The sequence below is a fragment of the Lelliottia wanjuensis genome (genome assembly GCF_030238365.1).
Taxonomy (GTDB): Bacteria; Pseudomonadota; Gammaproteobacteria; order Enterobacterales; family Enterobacteriaceae; genus Enterobacter; species Enterobacter wanjuensis.
This window is the reverse complement of sequence record NZ_JASSOT010000054.1, coordinates 143,567-161,397: the sequence shown is the minus strand read 5'-3', so window position 1 is coordinate 161,397 and position 17,831 is coordinate 143,567. Positions and strand designations below refer to the sequence as shown.

Sequence of the window (17,831 nt, the reverse complement as noted above, 5' to 3'; positions counted from 1 at the left end):
CTAATCCAACTAAGTATCATTTAGGTAAATGGTGTCTCAATTACTGAACATCACAGATTCACTTTAAGAATACAAGTAATACGGAATCTCTAAGTGCCCCCACGAAGTTAAGGGGCACTTAATATTGGTGGTTATCGTAACAATTTTCTAACTTTGAGATGTGCTTGAGGAAGATTTGAACGGAGAAGATATTCGTTCAACGCCAAATGATTATCGACTTTTTTGCAATTACAGACACCATGCTCAAACTCAGGTCTGTCAATCAGGCCAGGATAGCTTCCTAAAGCTACAGAATGGCCATTGAAGGAAACGACCAAAGGCACGTCCAGGGCCCTATCCTCTGAACATTGAAAACCATCTAGTTCTAAGCTCGCCCTTAACTGCGACAGTTTTTCCACCTGAATATCATTTAAGGAACAACTCGGCACTTCACCGTATATTGCATAACGGAGCAAAGAAGCGCCTAGTTTTCTATCAAGGCGACTCTGGATGTGCTGATTATGGAAATGATTCAAACACTCTGTACAGGAAGTGTCGCACTCACAACCTTCGAGTAAATCGAGAGTTGCTATAAGTATTTCTTCTAGGTTAGAAGCAGCGACCTCAGCATAACCAGCACCGCCAGATAAAGTATCATAAAGAAAAAGATCTAACGTCTGAGCGTCTTCTGCCTCAACAGGTAAAATCCTGAAACCGGAGCCGAACTCGGCCGGGTCGAGATCTAGCTGTTTATGGCGGCTAGCTGCGAGTCGAAGTGCTTCAGCGATTGAGTATAATGCGTCCTCGTACATTCTAAGCACAATCACATTTGAAGTGTCAGTTACAAGTGGGGAATTAACAGTTAAACTTAGTAAAAGCAAATCAGTACGGAAATCATGCCCAAGAAAAACACGTTTATATTCACCAGAACATTGTGGCGGTGTCTCTTTGGTTTCATTATATCTATAAGGCCTTTTATGCGGCCCTTTTACTGGGGAGTAGGAATCAAACACTGAAGCAGCACCACACTCAGTACATACGGAGAAACCACTGGATTGACCATCATTTTTCCCCCTGTTCACCGTTACCAATTTCTGGTTAATTGCATGGGTAAAAAGGATATGCGCCCCACCGCTTCTGAATTCAAAATCTTCAGGATCAACGGGCTGAGGATACTGTGCTACTGTTGCATAAGTAATTTCTTGTTCTCTATCATCCTCATTCAGTTCTCTGGCGTTTTCAGCTCCAAATACTTCGGGCTGAATCATTATCTCTTCTTTGAGAATACCTTCGCAAATTGGGCAAACATTTTTATCATTCTGAGACTTATGAGGATCTCGAACAAAAGAACATTTATCACAATGAACAAATTTTTTAGATTTTTCGAATAATACTTTCGCTCTATTAACTTCTCCGTTCGAAGAATTGGAAAAAACTCCACCTGAGCGATATGTCTTCCTATCAATGACAATTAGTCTTCCTGGTGCGTATTCACTAAGAGCTTGTGAGATTGATTGCTGCGGTTGTTGCACCGTACGAACCTCATAAGTTCCTCTGGAACTTTTTTCGATCTTCTCTACCAAGAAACTGCAGAGGCTCGTAGGAAAAGCATAACTCGGTAATAGACCATGATAAAATAAGAATTCAAGCAACTCTTTTTGCACAAATTTATCTTCAATATCATCATCACTCTCTTGCTCTAAAAGAACAATTGGTAGTGGCACGTTTTCAGCTAAGCTATGAAGTTGGTTTAAAAACTCTTTTGAGACAGTAGATAACCACTCACCGAGAGAAAGTCCGTTAGTCTCAAGAACTGAAGGAAGCCATTTCTCAACACTTGCTCTCAGATCACCACTCTCGGATAGTATCCGATCCTCTACCCAGCGATCGAAACAATCCAAATTTAGGCCAGTATCCTTTGCTCCGTGGAAAAAATCGCTAGTAGTGCCAAGCGCTTTTTCCAATATAGATGTTTTTTCACTAGGGCTATTAACACCCTGTTCCATTTTTTCATGGAAAAATGTCTGAATCAAAAATGAATGTACGTGCCTTCTGGCTATTTTGGGGTTATTAACTTTCACTTCAGGCGTTCTAGGTGCACCTGCGACGATGTACTCAGGATTAAGAAAATAATAACTGTCATGAGGACCATTTTGAGAATATGTCACGACCGTAGAAACAGAAGCACCTCGACGACCAGCACGACCTGCTCGTTGCTGATAATTTTCGCGTTGTGGTGGAACATTCCTTAGTGCTACAGCAACCAAAGAGCCAATATCAACACCTACCTCCATAGTAGTTGTACAACTAAGAACGTCGATTGGCCTATCAGAATTGTTAATTAGAACATCCTGAAATCGGAGTTCATAGAGTTCAGTAGTTGCATGAACACTAGCTCGATCTCTATGTGATAGCTGTGCTGTATGCTCTTCAACATTAAGGTTTAGAAGCCTTGAATGGGAAACCAAAGCATCCTCTACTGGTGAACGCCAAAATCCTTTTCTAGTTTTGATGTAATTGCTTTCTAACGGATCAACTGATTTAACATTGTTACTACCACAGGCAAGACAAGTGGATTTACCCAAAACTAATGGCATAAGTGCCGTACAATCTGGACACTGCATCCATATATGTGAAAGATCAATTTGTAAACGAAGAGAATTTGGTGAAAGATACCACGCCCCATCTTTTTCAGATGCCAATTGATTACGGAAGATTTCTTCCAATTTATTTACTGCGGATTCATCCATAGCCGGATGATGCTTTAGAGCTTTTCTCAGGGACTTTCCAAATTGTCCCTTACTCCCCCAATTTGGCTTATAGAAACCTGCTGCTTTGCAGCGTAAAGCTGAATCAATAGAATCATCAAAAGAAAATTCAGTGAGTAATGTATCAATCCAAGCAATAGCCAAGGCATTCATATCACTTTTTTCGATCTTAATATTTTTTCCCTTGACTTCCTTCCATATTCTTTCTTTTTTAGCTGGTAATGGTTCGACGAACCCTACAGTAGTTCCTGAAAGTGAATAGTAGTTGCCGCATAAAAGTTTAAGCAACGCCATTTTGTACCGAGACGGCGGGTCCTGTGGTCTAAAATCATCATCAAAAGCCTCTGCTAGATCACTACCATAGTCTCGCTCAAACTCAGTACGAGCCATTACAACCTTCCGAGAATCCTCTCCATCAAAAATGAGTAAATCATGTTCAGATAGAACTGATAGGAAAGCGAGGTAAAGAATAGGTGTTGGCCTAGGCTCTTTAGTAATATCTTTCAGCTTAGAGCAAGCGAGTGCAATAGATTGTCTGAATAAATCAAGTTCTATGTCTCTGGGAATATCCCGCGCTAATCTAGCTGCTTTTTGGCGGCCGTCAGAAAAAATGAGTACTTTTTTTCCACCATTTGGGTGTGCAATATCCGTTGGACGGCTATCAGGCTGACGCGACATCTGCGTTCGAACTAATGTAGTAAAAGGGGCCTCACCTTTGGTCACATGATCCATAATCTTTGAAGGTTCATCAGGTTCACCTCTTGTCTTACGCATACAAACCGGACACTCATCGAATGTTATATCTGTGCCCGACTTAAATCTGTCTGGTATAAATACCTTGCGATACCCTAAGCTATTATCAGGGCATTGTTTAAAAAGACGCCCTGTTTCGATATGTAGCCACCGATCTTGATATTCACTATTGGGGTGTGGATTTTCCTCAACTAAAATCTCTATAGAAACTAAATCTATACTTCCTTCCTCAGATAATGGTCCATTAGGTTGATGCCATACAAAACTCATTTCCGCATCGACATACCCACGAATAAAGGCCGCACCACAATCACGATGCGTAAGTAATTCATAGATCCGCCCTTTTGATGAACATGTACAATGATCTAACGGTTTCGTATGCAAGCGTCCAAGTATTGTAGGCTTACTGTGATTTGCTAGTCGTTGATTACATTCGGGATCAATGCAGGAATAAAGACCAGGTAATCCCCTAAAAAAAAGATGCATACGAGTAGGAATCAGCACTCTATTATCAGAGCTTCGTTGAGCATAGCAGCCCAATGCAAGCAGTGAATCTAGAGCACGTATTGCCATTTCTTGCGGGAAATTAGGGAAAATTTGTTCACTTAGAAAATCCAATCTTACTGCTTTTCCAGAAACGCGTTCAATTAGAGTTTCAAGTGGCTCAAAACCGGTAAGTTTTTCAAACAACCAATTTCGCAGCGTGTTGTGATCTTTTGTTATTGGTTTATCCCAACCGATTTTTTCAGCAAGAATATCTATTTCGTCAAGAGCAGAATGAATATTATTAGCTACATTCTGAAATGAATTAAGATTAAATTCAGCCAGCGCTTTAAGCTCTTTTTGGGAAACCATTCGAGCGGGTGTTCTTACTTCCCGTGTACCTTCAATTATTCGAAATTTTCTTGAGGATGTTTCTGACAACCCAGTTAAATCTTGTGCAAAATGTTCACCTTCCTCGATAGATCCAAGGCTTGCGCTAGTTAAAATACAACGCATTCGTTCTCGAGGAATATTCAAACGAGCACAAAGACGGCGAATGAGAAGCGCTACTTCGGCTCCCCCTGCACCTCGATACATATGTGCCTCATCAAGTACGAGGATAAGTTCATTCTTATCGTCTGCTTTAAGCCAATCTCTTGTCTGTTCAAAAATGTTACGCTCAATTGGTCGCATCAACATATATTCAAGCATGGAATAGTTGGTTATCAACAACTCTGGGCATCTATCTTGGATCTCATGCCGAGTCATTAATTCACGATCCCCTGATTGTGTAATTAACCTCTCCCCCCAATTGTTTGAAACATATTGCTTTCCTTTATTTTTACCAGATTTGTAAGTCTTTGACTGGGATAAACCTGGCCCATAAAAAGCATCTAAGTCTTTACTTGGCCAACGACCAATCTTTTCAAGCGCCTCTCTCACAGGAGTATTGTCTGCAATCTTATTATAAAACTCTTCGAATAGTGGCTTAATGTACTGTTCGTCTCGTTTAGAACTTCGACGCCCTGGGTAAGGAGTTCTTCCCGTATATCCGCCAAAGCGCACAGGAAAGTCTCTTCCAGCCATAAGCACTTTAGATGCCTCTGAATCACCAAAAAGACGCCTAATACGAGCTAACTGATCATTTACTAATGCATTCATCGGATATAGCAAAATAGCTCTACAACCTGGCATAGATGCAGACTTAGGTCTTTCAGTTGCCTCAATCGCCAAATTACCGATGATAGGCATCAAGAAACTTTCCGTTTTACCGGAGCCGGTACCCGTGGCTATAACTAAATCTGATTTTTCATCCCCAAGAAATGAAGTAAGTGCTTGAGATTGATGTTGATAAGGGCGTGGGTAAAGACCAACTCCCATTTCCGATAATTGAGTCAAAACATCACTTGCAACTTTAGGAATAGGTAATTCACTATATGTTATTCCAGATTCATAAACTGGTGTTGCTTCAATATACGGAACTTGTGCAATTGTTTCGTCTTTCTGAAGTAGAGCCCGACGTTCGTCAATTAGGCCTTCATCACGAATATGATATTGCGCTTCAATATATTGCCGCAAATTATCGGTTAGACTTCTCACTGTCTCATGTATGCCAGAACGATCAGATACTTTATTTTTATCAATCATAATTTATTCCGTCATTTAGATTCATTAACTAAAACAATTCCGAGTCCTTCAAAAGTACAACGCACTATCGGTAATACTTCCTCAGGAAATATATAGTGTGCTATCCAAGAGGGCTCATATTTGTGGCCTGACTCACGCCATCCGAGCATAAGCACCTTTGACTCTCTTCTTGGTAATGGTCTAACCAGTTTCATTTTTATTAGTCCATTATCTTTTTTTATTTTTATTTTCAATGAACAAGCTTCCCGTATATCCTGATAGAAGCGTAACCTTCTAGCATCATCAGATGACTCCAAAGAACTCATCCTCGATAGTTCCCCATCCACGAACTCCCCCAAAAAATATGAGAAACTGGTACCAATAGAGAGCTTGCATAGCAATATAATTCTTTCACAAGAAGGTATTTCTGATAACTTAAGCCAACGGCCTTTCACGTATACAGTTACATCTCCGATATTATTAGGAACATCCGTTAATCGAGAGCATGTATGCGAAAACAGATTTGACATCCATATTTCATGACCTTCAACTGGAGCTCCTATCCACTCATTTGCATCCCATAGCTCCACTATTCCTTCGCAAACTCTTTGTTCGACTAGTCTTACTCTACCAATAGTTTTTACATCCATATCTATTGGAAGAGCATATGCTGGATCTCCACCAATTAAAATTGCCATCTCATTATCAACACGGACAGCATGTAAAGGTGCAGTCAACCATTTACCGCCCTCTAACCTAATCATGTCACCTAATTCAGCCATACTTTCAAGCACTGCCAAAGCCCCAGGATAAATGACATTGCTACAATCTAAAACATCTGGCCATAATGGCGCTAGCTTTCGCCTTACTGCATTAGTGAGGCGAAGAGAGGCTACAGCTTCTCTAGTATCCTTAATATCAGAAACAGAATATTGGTACAGTACACTTCTCAAACACTCAGATATTATTGAAATTCTCAATCCTTCATTAGAGAGTCGGCATTTTATCGCAGCCGAAATAATTTTAAGAGATTCTTCTCGTGATACTGCCGTCCATTCCATGCCATTCCTCTCACGCAGATAACTGTTCACCACGTTCTGTTAATTCACGCTCAGCAATACTTGCAATTTTTTCAACTGGCCCATTTTTGACACGAGCCCAAGGCAAGGTATAATAGAATAAAACAGAATAAAGATCATAAGTTGCATTTCCATCAGGAATACTCATGAGTGATATATAAAAACGGCTGATCATTCTTTTCCATAAATTACCGCCATCAAAGTCAGACTCATCCAATAGATCTCTCAACTCACTGACATCCTCCCTAGTCACATCTGATTGCATGCCTTCAATTTCAGACCATTTTCTCTTTGAAAAAACCCCGAGTTTTAACTTAGGCAAAATAACAGTGACGCCACGAATTTTTAATGTATCTGTATCAATTACTGGGCCCAATTCAGCTAACATTCCACCGTCAGGAAATACAGCATGACCTTGTTTCCAGGTAGCAATCAGTGCAAGATGATCATAATCTGTTTGATATATTTGACGCTGAACCACAATATCCCTAATTGCAGTGCCATAAATTTCAAATGCTGAAAGGTTAGCACCTTTCAAAACTAGGCAATGTGACGAATTGGCTGCAGACTGAACAAAATCAAAGGCAGTAGCATCAGAAATAAGTCCTACTGGAACTCTCCATTCATGATAAAGAGAAGCTCCTACTGCAGAAGCAATCGCATCAGCTACTATATCAGCTAGAGAACCGCACAATTGAACTATCTGACCTGAAATAAATGCAGCAAGTACTAATCTAGCTACATCTCTAGATGACTCTTTATTCAGACCAACAGCTTGAAGATTCGATGAAATAATATTAAACGCTTCATCGTGAGTTGATATATGTTCAACTGACTCTATGGTTTTATTTTCACGGATTTCATTACATTGGGGGTAAATTAAACCCGAATTTTTCTTTTCGAAATTCAAGTCAAGGATATCAATTCTTTCAGCGAGTAATTTATAAGTCTCATTATGATTAAGAACATCATCATTGCTTTCTTTTTCGTAAATACCCTCTAATGAATTTTGAATCTCAACAATCTTTTTATTTATACAATCTAGATTTTTTCCATACTCGTAAAATTCATCTAAAGCTGAATCATAGGTATTATTTCTAATTGTGATGTTTTCTAAATTTAAATATATATCTTTATTAGAAATAGATAGTTCATCGACGGCCTTATTTACCTTATCAGTTCTTTTCACCTCTTTTTCTATTATTTCTTTCAAATCAATGAGCGACTTTAAAACAAATTTATTATCCTTTGCATATTTTTTTAACTCTGTGGCAAGTGAATTAGTTGCTGATTTGAGCGATTTAATACCACTTTCATTATCTTCAATAATATATTTTGCAAGCTCAACACACTCTTCTAGCTCATCTAATCGAATGGGAAGAGCATCGAGTGCATTATCACGAGCAAGTATCCTCGCTGGCCGAAAAAACTCAAATGCTGCTGTAATTTTTGAATCATTAGTAAAACCGCTAAAATAATAAAGACGTTCAACATCCTCTCTTGATACCTTAGGAAATGTATCTGCAAGTTCCTTAATAAAAATCAAGCCAGTACCAGGTTCAACTCCCTTCTCTTCACATATTGTAAATGGCTTACCTATTTTTTCTTCTGCCCATAGTTTCCAAAAAAGAGCAAAACTTTTCCATGCATATGTCTCCTCAGGAGAGGAATGAGTCTGAAACATGTATCCAATGAGCCGCTTCTGCTTCTCTTTTATTTCTAACGGTTGACCTACTCTGAACCCAGGAACTTTAGGCATAAGGCTGAATACCTTGCGCCGAAGGGCAATAGGAACCTCCCCAATAAAATCAATAATATCAGACTGTCCTAACTTACGGACTCTCTCCTTAGCCTCTTGGCTATATTGATAACTCATGAGAAGGCACCTTATCTAAAGCGATTAAATTCAAATCCACTGGCAACAACTTCTTTTACCAATGCTCGGTAGTGGGGTAACAGGTGTTTTTTAGGGTTTAATTTTCCCAATACTTCAAGTAACTTAGAATCATTAATCATGACAACCTCATTATTAATTGATTGCATCTGCAATATGAAGCTCAATATACGAAGACGTAGGCTCGAAGATATTTCATTACTTACGACAATGTCTTTTCCAAGTTTTTTAAATCCAGTAAGATGTAATTCCCCTAGCCCTTTAAACTCAATATCCAGATTATAACTCACATCAGATAAACATTCAGATAACTTAGAAAAGGCATCAGAACGTAGTAATCTCATATTGCTATCATGAGGAGCCACATGATCACTTGAAAAAAGATTGATACGACTAATATCTATTTTCCTCTGTATTTTGGCCGTCCCTTCGGCCCCAGAAGGCATAGACAAGTACTCTAACTTATAACCTAACAGTCGAGCTTCCATTGTAAGTTCAACACATCTTCTCTGATGCAATGAGACTATTTCTCTCGCACCATTTTTTTTTGTATAAACTAGATCAACTGAAGGATATTTATGGTTTTTTATCTTATTAGTAAAAAAAGAATAATATTTTTTTATATCTTGATCATTTGAAGCAGATACTCCTACTATGTCACTATTATCAGGGGTAAGAGTAAAGAATGCCGGTGATTTTTCTACTCCAATCGCTGAGAGGACTGAAGAGGCCCCTTGAGCACACATTGTCGGCCCAGTTTCATTGGGTGGGGTCGAAATCATATTTGCAGACAATAGTAAAAAATTGGAATGAATGCACTCGACCTGATTAATACTGATGTCTTGAGTTTGGAATGGCCAAATAGCTGTAATAGAAGCTTTTGCAGGAACAATTGGAAGTTGAGTGAAGGAGTTAAGCCATGAAATGCTCTCTGGGGAAAGAGTTTCAGGTATTGTCACAATGGCTAAATTCCATCCTTGCCTACTAACTAAACTATCAATGTCTAATTCATCAGGAAATCCGGGACTTGCAGGCTCCCGCCAAAGGAAAGCGAAGGTTTCAGTGCATCTTAATTCCTGCGCCAGAGGAAATCCGTTCGATGCCCCACCTCCCATTGCGGTGAATACAGCAGCCCCTATTGAGGGTAGTCCCGGACATTCCCTTTCCACTTCTCTAACAAACTCAGGATCAGGATTGCCAGTAAAAGATACTATGCGATATGGTCTAGCTGAGAGCTCAGCACTAATCTGACGGCGCGTTACCATACCTCTCATATCAATCGTTTGAGATCTTCCTCCTACGTCAAGAATGACCTTAGCTTGACATAAGTTACAAGTGGGTAATGCTAGCTCTAATGACCATTCTCGAATCTTTTTGGCAGTAGAGATCAACAAACGCAGCTCCATACGCCGCTTTACAATATCGTTGATATTTTCTTTTGTAGTGAAGGATAAATGAGCAGGGACAAAATTTTCACAGTCGAGTGTGCCATATCCCCGAAAATGGGCAAAATACGGAGGTATTATTTTTCCGCGTCGGAGACTAACTCCTTTTTTACAAACTGGGCATATATACCGACTATATCTCAATGCTTGAGAAGCCGATACTAACTTCCCACTAGCCTCGTTAATGGCGTAGTCCACTACCCTTCCCTCCACCCAAGGTTAACTAATAGTCTTTTTTTTATCAGTTTCCACTTCCAAGCTCAACCAATTATTATCAATAAAATCAAAAAGATAATCTGAATCCCAAGAACGATACTCAGTTTTGCGTATTGATCGAGGAATCATCCACCTCTCCATAGCTAGCTCAGCGATGTCTTTCGCAGAAAGCAATGATGTAAGATCTGGTTTACCTCTACCCGTTTGCAGAATATTAGTTGCATTATCAGCTAACTGACTGATAAATACTTCGCGTTGGATTCCATGTTTCATCATATCATCCCTAAATCCTAGCGCATTTAAAGCCGCCTTCATCGTTCGTAGACGCCAGTTGGGACCATTCCCAAACATATGGTGGTCTGCATAGCGATGATCCATGTCGCGCAGGTAATCACGTAATTCAATAAACAAGCTATCAGGTATGTGAAAATGCCCCCAGCCGCCAGTATAACCAATGGGTTCCATATACTGAATTCCATCAAGTTTTAATCTGTTGTATACAGAAGAGCGCCCCATCGATGATGTAGTTGTAATTGCTAAAAGACGGGCTCTCTTCTTCTTTTGAGATATAACCCCCACACTGTTGCCATACACTCTTGCAAAGTCATCATATAACTCGCGACTACGAAGTAGGCAAGCTACCAGTTTTCCCCCAAGCAGAAAATTATAAGGTGGAAGTGCGCCAAGTACATACGCATCCATCACATTAACAAGTCTTGAGCTTCTATCCTCTGTACTCCAACCAATCAATCTATCCCTGACGGCAAGATTGAAAACGGGGTCACCAATAGCAATTAACCCTATCAATTTTCCATTACTTTCATCCCAAACAAGGTATCGGAGACGCCTTCCAAATCCGTTTGAAACCGGTACAGACCAAGTTAATGCCGCTAACCTAAACAGATCTCCTTGCCAAGTTCCTGATGACACCCGCTCAAGAACAGGCGATATCTTGTCAGGAATAACATCCTTACCAGATGCAAAAAATTTCAATAATTTTGAGGACTTGAGTGTTATGAAATTTTGGTTTGCAGCAAGTCGCTCAGCCCGTTGAGCGCTATGAAGGGTCCTGATTACCTCTTTCGTGTTTCCTGGGGCCTGTAGCGCTCCTGCATCAGATTTTGTAAATCCCAATGATTGTAAATGTTCTCGAACCTTCTTTTTTAACCGGGCTTCACGCAGGTTCACATTAACTATTATTGAGGGATCTTTGTGCATTTTTCTCACGCTCCAATTAATATTTGCCGCATTAAATTTAACTTAAGGTGATAGTTATCGATAGCGTAGTACCATAGAGCATAAGCTCGACACTTAACGGGGCGACGCCAATGATAGCATCCATCCAAACTCTTCAGGGGCTTTCTCTAATGTATGAAATTGTCGCGGCGACAAAGATTCAAAGAAGCATTGACGACACATTTTTAGTCATAAACATGCTGTATTAAGTCTTGTTGCACCCTAAATTCCAGCTACGGCTACACTAATTATTCTTGTAAAAACATGGAGATACTATCGGAAAAGATGTTAACTCAATTTTTGATCATAACCTCTTTACCTCATAGCTCAATCACCTCTATAAAACAAAAAAAACATATCCACTTGATTTCAATGGGTTTTCATCACAAATATATAATTAACTAATAGAATTATTAGTCTTTGCGTAATCAAAAGGTGTCATCAACTTATACATTAATGACTCTAGATAATCAGCCCACCACTGCAACATCAGCCTACGCTCGTCCAAATGCTCAGCCTTATGGATATAAGCCGCTCTTACAGAGTTACGTTCCATATGACTCATCTGCCGTTCTACCGCATCCCTCGACCACAACCCCGATTCAATCAACGAGCTACAGGCCATCGTCCTGAATCCATGCCCGCAAACCTCAACCTTCGTGTCGTATCCCATCACGCGCAGTGCCTTGTTCACCGTGTTTTCGCTCATCGGTTTACGAGGGTTATGATCGCCAACGAAAACAAAATCGCGCTCGCCACTAAGCTTGTGAACCTGTTTGAGGATTGCCAGAGCCTGGTGAGACAATGGCACCAGATGAGGCGTGCGCATTTTAGAACCACGTTGAGAGTGTTTCACTCCTTCGATCGCTTCTCGTTCTGCCGGTATCGTCCACATTGCCGTATCGAAATCGATCTCAGACCAGCGGGCAAAGCGCAATTCACTGGAACGAATGAAGATTAACAAGGTTAGCTCAACAGCCAAGCGGGTCAAAGGGCGTCCCGTGTAACCGTCAATTCGGTGGAGCAGTTCAGGTAGGCGTTTCAGCTCAAGTGCAGGGCGATGGACACGGTTAGTGGAAGCAACTGCGCCAGCCATCTCTTGGGCTGGGTTGTAATCAATCAAGCCACTTTGGACGGCATACCGCATGATGGCGGTTGTTCGTTGCTGAAGACGCGAAGCAATTTCAAGGCGGCCTGTTGCTTCTACAACTTTAATGGGTGCAAGCAGGTCGCGAGTCTTTAGCTCTTCAATACTACGCTTGCCAATCGAGGCGAATAGATTGTCTTCCAAACTCTTCAATACCCTCCGACTGTGATCCTCTGACCATTTCTTGTTAGTTGCATGCCAAGCTCTGGCAACTGACTCAAAGGTGATAGCTTCTTTCGTCTGTTCTTCTTTCGCAGCACGTTTGTATTCGCGAGGATCGATTCCAGCAGCAACAAGCTTTCTGGCCTCTTCCCTTTTTTGACGAGCATCAGCCAGTGACGTTTCAGGGTAAACCCCAAACGCCATCAGGTGCTGCTTACCCCCAAAGCGAAAACGGAACCGCCAATATTTTGAGCCGTTAGGGTGAATAAGCAAAAACATGCCATCCCCATCGACAAGGGTGTACTCCTTTTCCTGCGGTTTTGCAGAACGCACTTTAGTATCTGTCAGAGCCATAAAAGTTCTCCTTCCATGTGCCGCTGTGAGTATACAACCATTATCGAACCAGCATATATACTCGGTTCTATACTCACAAGCGACTTGATGTGGGTTGACTCAGATTGACTTCTATTGAAAGGAAAATCGCGGAAAGCCTTGTGTGGCGCGGATTTCAGGCACAAAAAAAGACGTCCGTTGACGTCTATTGATGTTCCGATGGTGCCGAAGGCCGGACTCGAACCGGCACGTATCTCTACGGTTGATTTTGAATCAACTGCGTCTACCGATTTCGCCACTTCGGCACTGAAGGGGTATGCGGAAACGTTGTGGATTATACCTGTCACGCGCTGCCTTGCAAGCGGCAGCGCGTGGATCCTGCGCTAAGTGTTGAAAAAACCAGCGTAAGGCCTACTCCAGCTCGGAAACCGCCAGACGGATCACCCCGGCGGCATGGCTTTCAGGCAGTTGCAGCACTTTGGCCCACATCTCCTGCACCATATCGCACGACAGCTTCTCCTTGCCCACCGCCTTGTCCGGAGCCTGCAACAGCTGAATATCCTCGCCGTACTTCGCGGCCAGCTCCTTCATGATCGGGCGCACGTCGGCGACGGCGGTGTCGCGCTCCTGCGCCGTCACCGTGTGGCGGTTTTTGCCGTAGGCGGCGCGCATCATGTCGGCGTCAGCCTGCATGCGGCGCTGCATCATCGGTTTATCCAGCACCCGCAGCGGGTTGATGCCGCCCTTCACGTCCGGGTAGAGGAAACGAAAACAGGCGTCATCGCTCACCTTCTGGATGGCGGCGGTCTGTTCCATGTTGGCCTTCATATAATCCACCACGCTCGCGTCCGGCGCGGTCTGCAGGCGCGACATCTGCAGGTGCAGGATCTGCGGTTGAATCACATCGATAATCTGCTGCTCGGAATCGCCCTCTTTCTGCATCGCGAGGATCTGACTGCGGATGCGCTGCTGGAATGCGGGGTCTTGCTCCTTCAGCACCTGCCAGGCAGGCATGCTGTTAAGCGTGGTGTCGAGCTGCTGTTCGGGGGTGTGTTGCAGGCGTTGCTTATCGTAGTAGACCCAGCACGCCACGGCGGCGGCCAGTACGGCAACAATCACAATCGGTTTCCAGGCTCTCTTCATCGTCTCGCATCCTTTTGATCTGTCGGATTACACCGGCACGCCGCTGTGAAAACGGAACTCACTGTCCGGTGTCGAGATAAGTGTGGCTTCTATTTCGCCAAATTGCTGTACGCGTGAAGAGATATCCTTGTCGCTGACCTGTTGAGCCAGCGCCAGATAGTCCTGATAGTGGCGCGCTTCCGAGCGCAGCAGCGAGAGATAGAACTTTTGCAGGTCGTCATCGAGGAACGGGGCCAGCGCGGCGAAACGCTCGCAGGAGCGCGCTTCGATGTACGCCCCGCAGATCAGTTTGTCGATCAGCGTCAGGGGTTCGTGAGTGCGCACTTCCTTCAGCATCCCTTTGGCGTAGCGGCTGGCGGTGATTTTGACGTACGGAATGTTGCGCGTCAGCATCGCCTCGCGCACCTGCCAGAAGTGGTGCAGCTCCTCTTTAATCAGCAGCACCATGCTGTCGATCAGGGCCTGGCCCCAGGGGTCGTCGGTTTTGGGCATCACGCTTTTGCCAATCTGCTTGTGGAGAGCGATAAAATCCGGTTCCGGGCCGTCGCGGAAGGTGAAGGCTTCGTAAGGTTTTAGCCACTCGAGTAGCGCGTCGGCCCCGCTTTTGTCGGTGACATATTTACGCACTAGCAGCAGCGCGGTCTGGGCGGCTTTGAGTTCGCACACCATATGGTCGGTGAGCAGCAGCGGCAGGTTCGCCGGGTCGCGGGCTTTATCAATCCAGGCTTGCGGGGTCGGGCAGTGGAGGAAGTTAAGAACGGGGCTGAGAATCTGCGGATAGTCCATTATGAAACCTTGCAAAGCGGCAGCCGAAGCTGCCGCAGATAACACTTAGTGGCGCACGCCGTCGTCATCTTCGTCGACGAAATCTTCATCGTCTTCGTCATCGCCGTCTTCGCCGTTTGGATCTTCGTAGTAAGTTCCCCAGCCGTCGTATTCCACTTCAAACTTCTCGGCCAGATCCATCAGTTGCTCAACCTGCGCGTCGATCAGTTCTGCTTTCAGCGCGCCTTCGCTCAGGATATCGCAGCAGATGACGGTTTCGCCCTCTTCCACCTCCAGCTCTTCCGGCTCGGTCACTTCGTAACCCATTTTGAACGCTTCTACCGCCAGTTTCTCCAGCGATTCGAAGTCATCTGCAGAGAAATGGTGCTCGATGGTGTACAGCGCGTCCGGATCGCTGCCGTCTTCCAGCAGCTCTTCAATGATCAGGCGCGTCTCTTCGCGTTGCTCTTCCAGCAGTTCTGGGTTTGCCATGGCTCGTTCCTCTTTAAGTTCGGCAGATACTTCTATTTTCACACACGGACGTGTTTGCCTCCACCTAATGTAAGAAAGATTTGTGAAACAGGGTTGCAAATGAATATTCATACATATAAAGTGAATTTTAATTCAATAAGTGGCCTTAGCCATGTGAGGATAACATGTCTGAACTCTATAAAAAGCACTTCCTGAAATTGCTCGATTTTACTCCTGCACAGCTTCACTCTCTGCTGTCGCTGGCCGCCCAGCTGAAAGCCGATAAAAAAAATAACAAAGAAGTACAGAAGCTTACTGGTAAAAACATCGCGCTCATCTTCGAAAAAGACTCGACCCGTACACGATGCTCTTTCGAAGTTGCCGCATTTGACCAGGGTGCACGCGTCACTTATCTCGGCCCGAGCGGCAGTCAGATTGGGCATAAAGAGTCAATTAAGGATACCGCTCGCGTACTCGGGCGGATGTACGACGGAATTCAGTATCGCGGTCACGGGCAGGAAGTGGTCGAAACCCTGGCGGAATACGCGGGCGTGCCGGTGTGGAACGGGCTGACCAACGAGTTCCACCCGACCCAGCTGCTGGCGGATCTCCTGACCATGCAGGAGCATCTGCCGGGCAAAGCCTTTAACCAGATGACGCTGGTCTATGCGGGCGATGCGCGCAACAACATGGGCAACTCGATGCTGGAAGCGGCGGCGCTGGTCGGTCTGGATCTGCGTCTGGTGGCCCCGAAAGCCTGCTGGCCGGAAGAGAGCCTGGTCGCGGAGTGCAGCGCGCTGGCGCTGAAGAACGGCGGCAAAATCACCCTGACGGAAAATATTATCGCTGGCGTGAAAGGCGCGGACTTCATCTATACGGACGTCTGGGTATCGATGGGCGAGCCGAAAGAGAAGTGGGCGGAGCGGATCGAGCTGCTGCGCGGCTATCAGGTGAACTGTGAAATGATGGCCCTGACGGGCAATCCGAACGTCAAGTTCCTGCACTGTCTGCCCGCGTTCCACGACGATCAAACCACGCTCGGCAAGCAGATGGCGAAGGAGTTCGATCTGCACGGCGGGATGGAAGTGACGGATAAGGTGTTTGAGTCGGCGGCGAGCATCGTGTTTGACCAGGCGGAAAACCGGATGCATACGATTAAGGCGGTGATGGTGGCGACGCTTGGGCAGCCGTAGTCCTCTGCGGTCTGGTGCCCTCACCCTGACCCTCTCCCACGGGAGAGGGAATAAAGCAGCGCCGAACAGTCCCCTCTCCCTGTGGGAGAGGGTTAGGGTGAGGGGTAAACTAGCCCACCAACATCTTCACCACCACCTTCCGCACCTGCGCCGGGCTGCCCACCGCACACAGCGGCTTATGCACTTCACCCGGATAGAACACCACAAAATCCCCTTCACTCAACACTACGGTTTTTTCCTGCTCACCTTCCGGCAGGAACGCAATGTCTTTGTCCGCCAGCCAGTCGGTGTCCGGCGTGCCGTGCGGCAGGGTGCTAAACGTCATCCCTTCCTGGCCTTTCATCACAATCTGAATGTCCAGATAGCGGGCGTGGTACTCCGCGCGGCGCTCGGCGAACGGCTGGGTCATGTCTTCCGAGACCAGGTAAAAGAGGTTGTTGCCGTCGATGTCGTGCTTACCGAGCGAGGTCGCTTCAGTAACGTGCGCTTTGACGTGTTCGATAGCCTGACGCAGCTCTGCCGGCAGCCAGGACTGGAGATGATGGATATTGCCAACGATCATGTCTAAACCCTCAATATAAAACAATGTTTCAATTTCGACTTTTATACGAGAATTTCCACTGCCATACCAGCCCTTTCTACATCATCTTTGCGGCAACGCATGTTTATCGGGAAATGTGTTATCCGCCTGTTAAAGCCAGCCAGGCAACTATGCAGCGATTATGCATAACACCGGTCCGGGTGATCTTCTGTAGACCAGTAACCCACTGATTTAAATGATGTATGCAAAAAACACGCTGCCGGGTCACACTTTATTCACTCGGTTAATTTCATTTATTCTGGATAGTTATTTATTAATTTGCCTTAAGGCAAAAATAGATAACGTCTTTTATTGCATATTCATGCCAAGCAAAATAATTTATTCATAAAAATCAATGCATTGATTATTTATGTCCGTTTGTTTCCATCTACATAATAATAACAATCTCAGATAACCCCAGCGAATTATGCTTAGCCATTCACTCCCGAATAATGGCTAATTAAGCATTATCTGATGCGAGTCATGCAATCGAAAACAAACTCGTTAATATCCGATCCTGCGTGAGCAATATCACAAAAACCAATTCTCAAGCGCTTA

12 protein-coding genes and 1 tRNA gene are annotated in these 17,831 nt (G+C 44.2%); 2 read left to right on the top strand and 11 right to left on the bottom strand.

The features are described from left to right. Positions 1–131 precede the first annotated feature (131 nt). The 10 genes from druE to rraB form a co-directional block, all read right to left on the bottom strand. Positions 132–5,630 (bottom strand): Druantia anti-phage system protein DruE, encoded by a 5,499-nt coding sequence (gene druE / locus QQF33_RS08270; RefSeq protein WP_285157670.1) that lies wholly within the window; start codon positions 5,628–5,630, stop codon positions 132–134. Between the two features lie 11 nt (positions 5,631–5,641). Then, positions 5,642–6,670 carry a hypothetical protein gene (locus QQF33_RS08265; RefSeq protein WP_285150383.1) on the bottom strand — a complete coding sequence of 343 codons (1,029 nt, stop codon included), beginning with the start codon at positions 6,668–6,670 and terminating at the stop codon, positions 5,642–5,644. Positions 6,671–6,680: 10 nt separating this feature from the next. Then, a complete protein-coding gene (locus QQF33_RS08260; protein WP_285157669.1) occupies positions 6,681–8,564 on the bottom strand; it encodes a hypothetical protein in 1,884 nt (627 codons plus the stop codon). Between the two features lie 11 nt (positions 8,565–8,575). Further along, positions 8,576–10,225, bottom strand: a complete 1,650-nt coding sequence (locus tag QQF33_RS08255) for a competence protein CoiA family protein (protein ID WP_285150381.1) — start codon at positions 10,223–10,225, stop codon at positions 8,576–8,578. 21 nt (positions 10,226–10,246) lie between these two features. Then, on the bottom strand, positions 10,247–11,461 hold the full coding sequence (gene druA / locus QQF33_RS08250) for a Druantia anti-phage system protein DruA (protein ID WP_181230837.1): 1,215 nt from the start codon (positions 11,459–11,461) through the stop codon (positions 10,247–10,249). A gap of 415 nt (positions 11,462–11,876) precedes the next feature. Then, positions 11,877–13,142 carry a tyrosine-type recombinase/integrase gene (locus tag QQF33_RS08245; RefSeq protein WP_285157668.1) on the bottom strand — a complete coding sequence of 422 codons (1,266 nt, stop codon included), beginning with the start codon at positions 13,140–13,142 and terminating at the stop codon, positions 11,877–11,879. A 199-nt stretch (positions 13,143–13,341) separates the two neighbouring features. Further along, a tRNA-Leu gene (locus QQF33_RS08240) sits at positions 13,342–13,426 on the bottom strand. Positions 13,427–13,532: 106 nt separating this feature from the next. After that, positions 13,533–14,264: a topoisomerase II gene (locus tag QQF33_RS08235; protein ID WP_103948342.1), complete on the bottom strand. Its 732-nt coding sequence runs from the start codon at positions 14,262–14,264 to the stop codon at positions 13,533–13,535. 27 nt (positions 14,265–14,291) lie between these two features. Further along, entirely contained in the window at positions 14,292–15,050 is a 759-nt protein-coding gene (gene miaE / locus QQF33_RS08230; RefSeq protein WP_285157667.1) for a tRNA isopentenyl-2-thiomethyl-A-37 hydroxylase MiaE, read from the bottom strand. A 45-nt stretch (positions 15,051–15,095) separates the two neighbouring features. Continuing rightward, complete coding sequence (rraB, locus tag QQF33_RS08225; protein ID WP_100777805.1) at positions 15,096–15,521, bottom strand: ribonuclease E inhibitor RraB; 426 nt, start codon at positions 15,519–15,521, stop codon at positions 15,096–15,098. Here rraB and argL point away from each other — a divergent pair. Together argL and argF are read left to right on the top strand one after the other, a co-directional pair. Next, on the top strand, positions 15,411–15,716 hold the full coding sequence (gene argL, locus QQF33_RS25840) for a putative translational regulatory protein ArgL (RefSeq protein ID WP_390888465.1): 306 nt from the start codon (positions 15,411–15,413) through the stop codon (positions 15,714–15,716). The two genes, rraB and argL, sit on opposite strands and share 111 nt — an antisense overlap. Further along, the gene (gene argF, locus QQF33_RS08220) at positions 15,686–16,693 is read left to right on the top strand and encodes an ornithine carbamoyltransferase (protein WP_282493388.1); all 1,008 of its coding nucleotides are present in this window, start codon (positions 15,686–15,688) and stop codon (positions 16,691–16,693) included. The genes argL and argF overlap by 31 nt, the downstream gene beginning before the upstream one ends. A gap of 109 nt (positions 16,694–16,802) precedes the next feature. Here argF and QQF33_RS08215 read toward each other — a convergent pair whose 3' ends face one another. Beyond that, positions 16,803–17,255, bottom strand: coding sequence for a YhcH/YjgK/YiaL family protein (locus QQF33_RS08215; RefSeq protein WP_285150378.1), 453 nt, complete (start codon positions 17,253–17,255; stop codon positions 16,803–16,805). Positions 17,256–17,831: the final 576 nt, after the last annotated feature.

Bases quoted from the DNA above. Each gene is read 5' to 3' on its own strand.
- druE (WP_285157670.1), bottom strand. From the start codon at position 5,630: ATGATTGATAAAAATAAAGTATCTGATCGTTCTGGCATACATGAGACA.
- QQF33_RS08265 (WP_285150383.1), bottom strand. From the start codon at position 6,670: ATGGAATGGACGGCAGTATCACGAGAAGAATCTCTTAAAATTATTTCG.
- QQF33_RS08260 (WP_285157669.1), bottom strand. From the start codon at position 8,564: ATGAGTTATCAATATAGCCAAGAGGCTAAGGAGAGAGTCCGTAAGTTA.
- druA (WP_181230837.1), bottom strand. From the start codon at position 11,461: ATGCACAAAGATCCCTCAATAATAGTTAATGTGAACCTGCGTGAAGCC.
- QQF33_RS08245 (WP_285157668.1), bottom strand. From the start codon at position 13,142: ATGGCTCTGACAGATACTAAAGTGCGTTCTGCAAAACCGCAGGAAAAG.
- QQF33_RS08235 (WP_103948342.1), bottom strand. From the start codon at position 14,264: ATGAAGAGAGCCTGGAAACCGATTGTGATTGTTGCCGTACTGGCCGCC.
- miaE (WP_285157667.1), bottom strand. From the start codon at position 15,050: ATGGACTATCCGCAGATTCTCAGCCCCGTTCTTAACTTCCTCCACTGC.
- argL (WP_390888465.1), top strand. From the start codon at position 15,411: ATGGTGCTCGATGGTGTACAGCGCGTCCGGATCGCTGCCGTCTTCCAG.
- rraB (WP_100777805.1), bottom strand. From the start codon at position 15,521: ATGGCAAACCCAGAACTGCTGGAAGAGCAACGCGAAGAGACGCGCCTG.
- argF (WP_282493388.1), top strand. From the start codon at position 15,686: ATGTCTGAACTCTATAAAAAGCACTTCCTGAAATTGCTCGATTTTACT.
- QQF33_RS08215 (WP_285150378.1), bottom strand. From the start codon at position 17,255: ATGATCGTTGGCAATATCCATCATCTCCAGTCCTGGCTGCCGGCAGAG.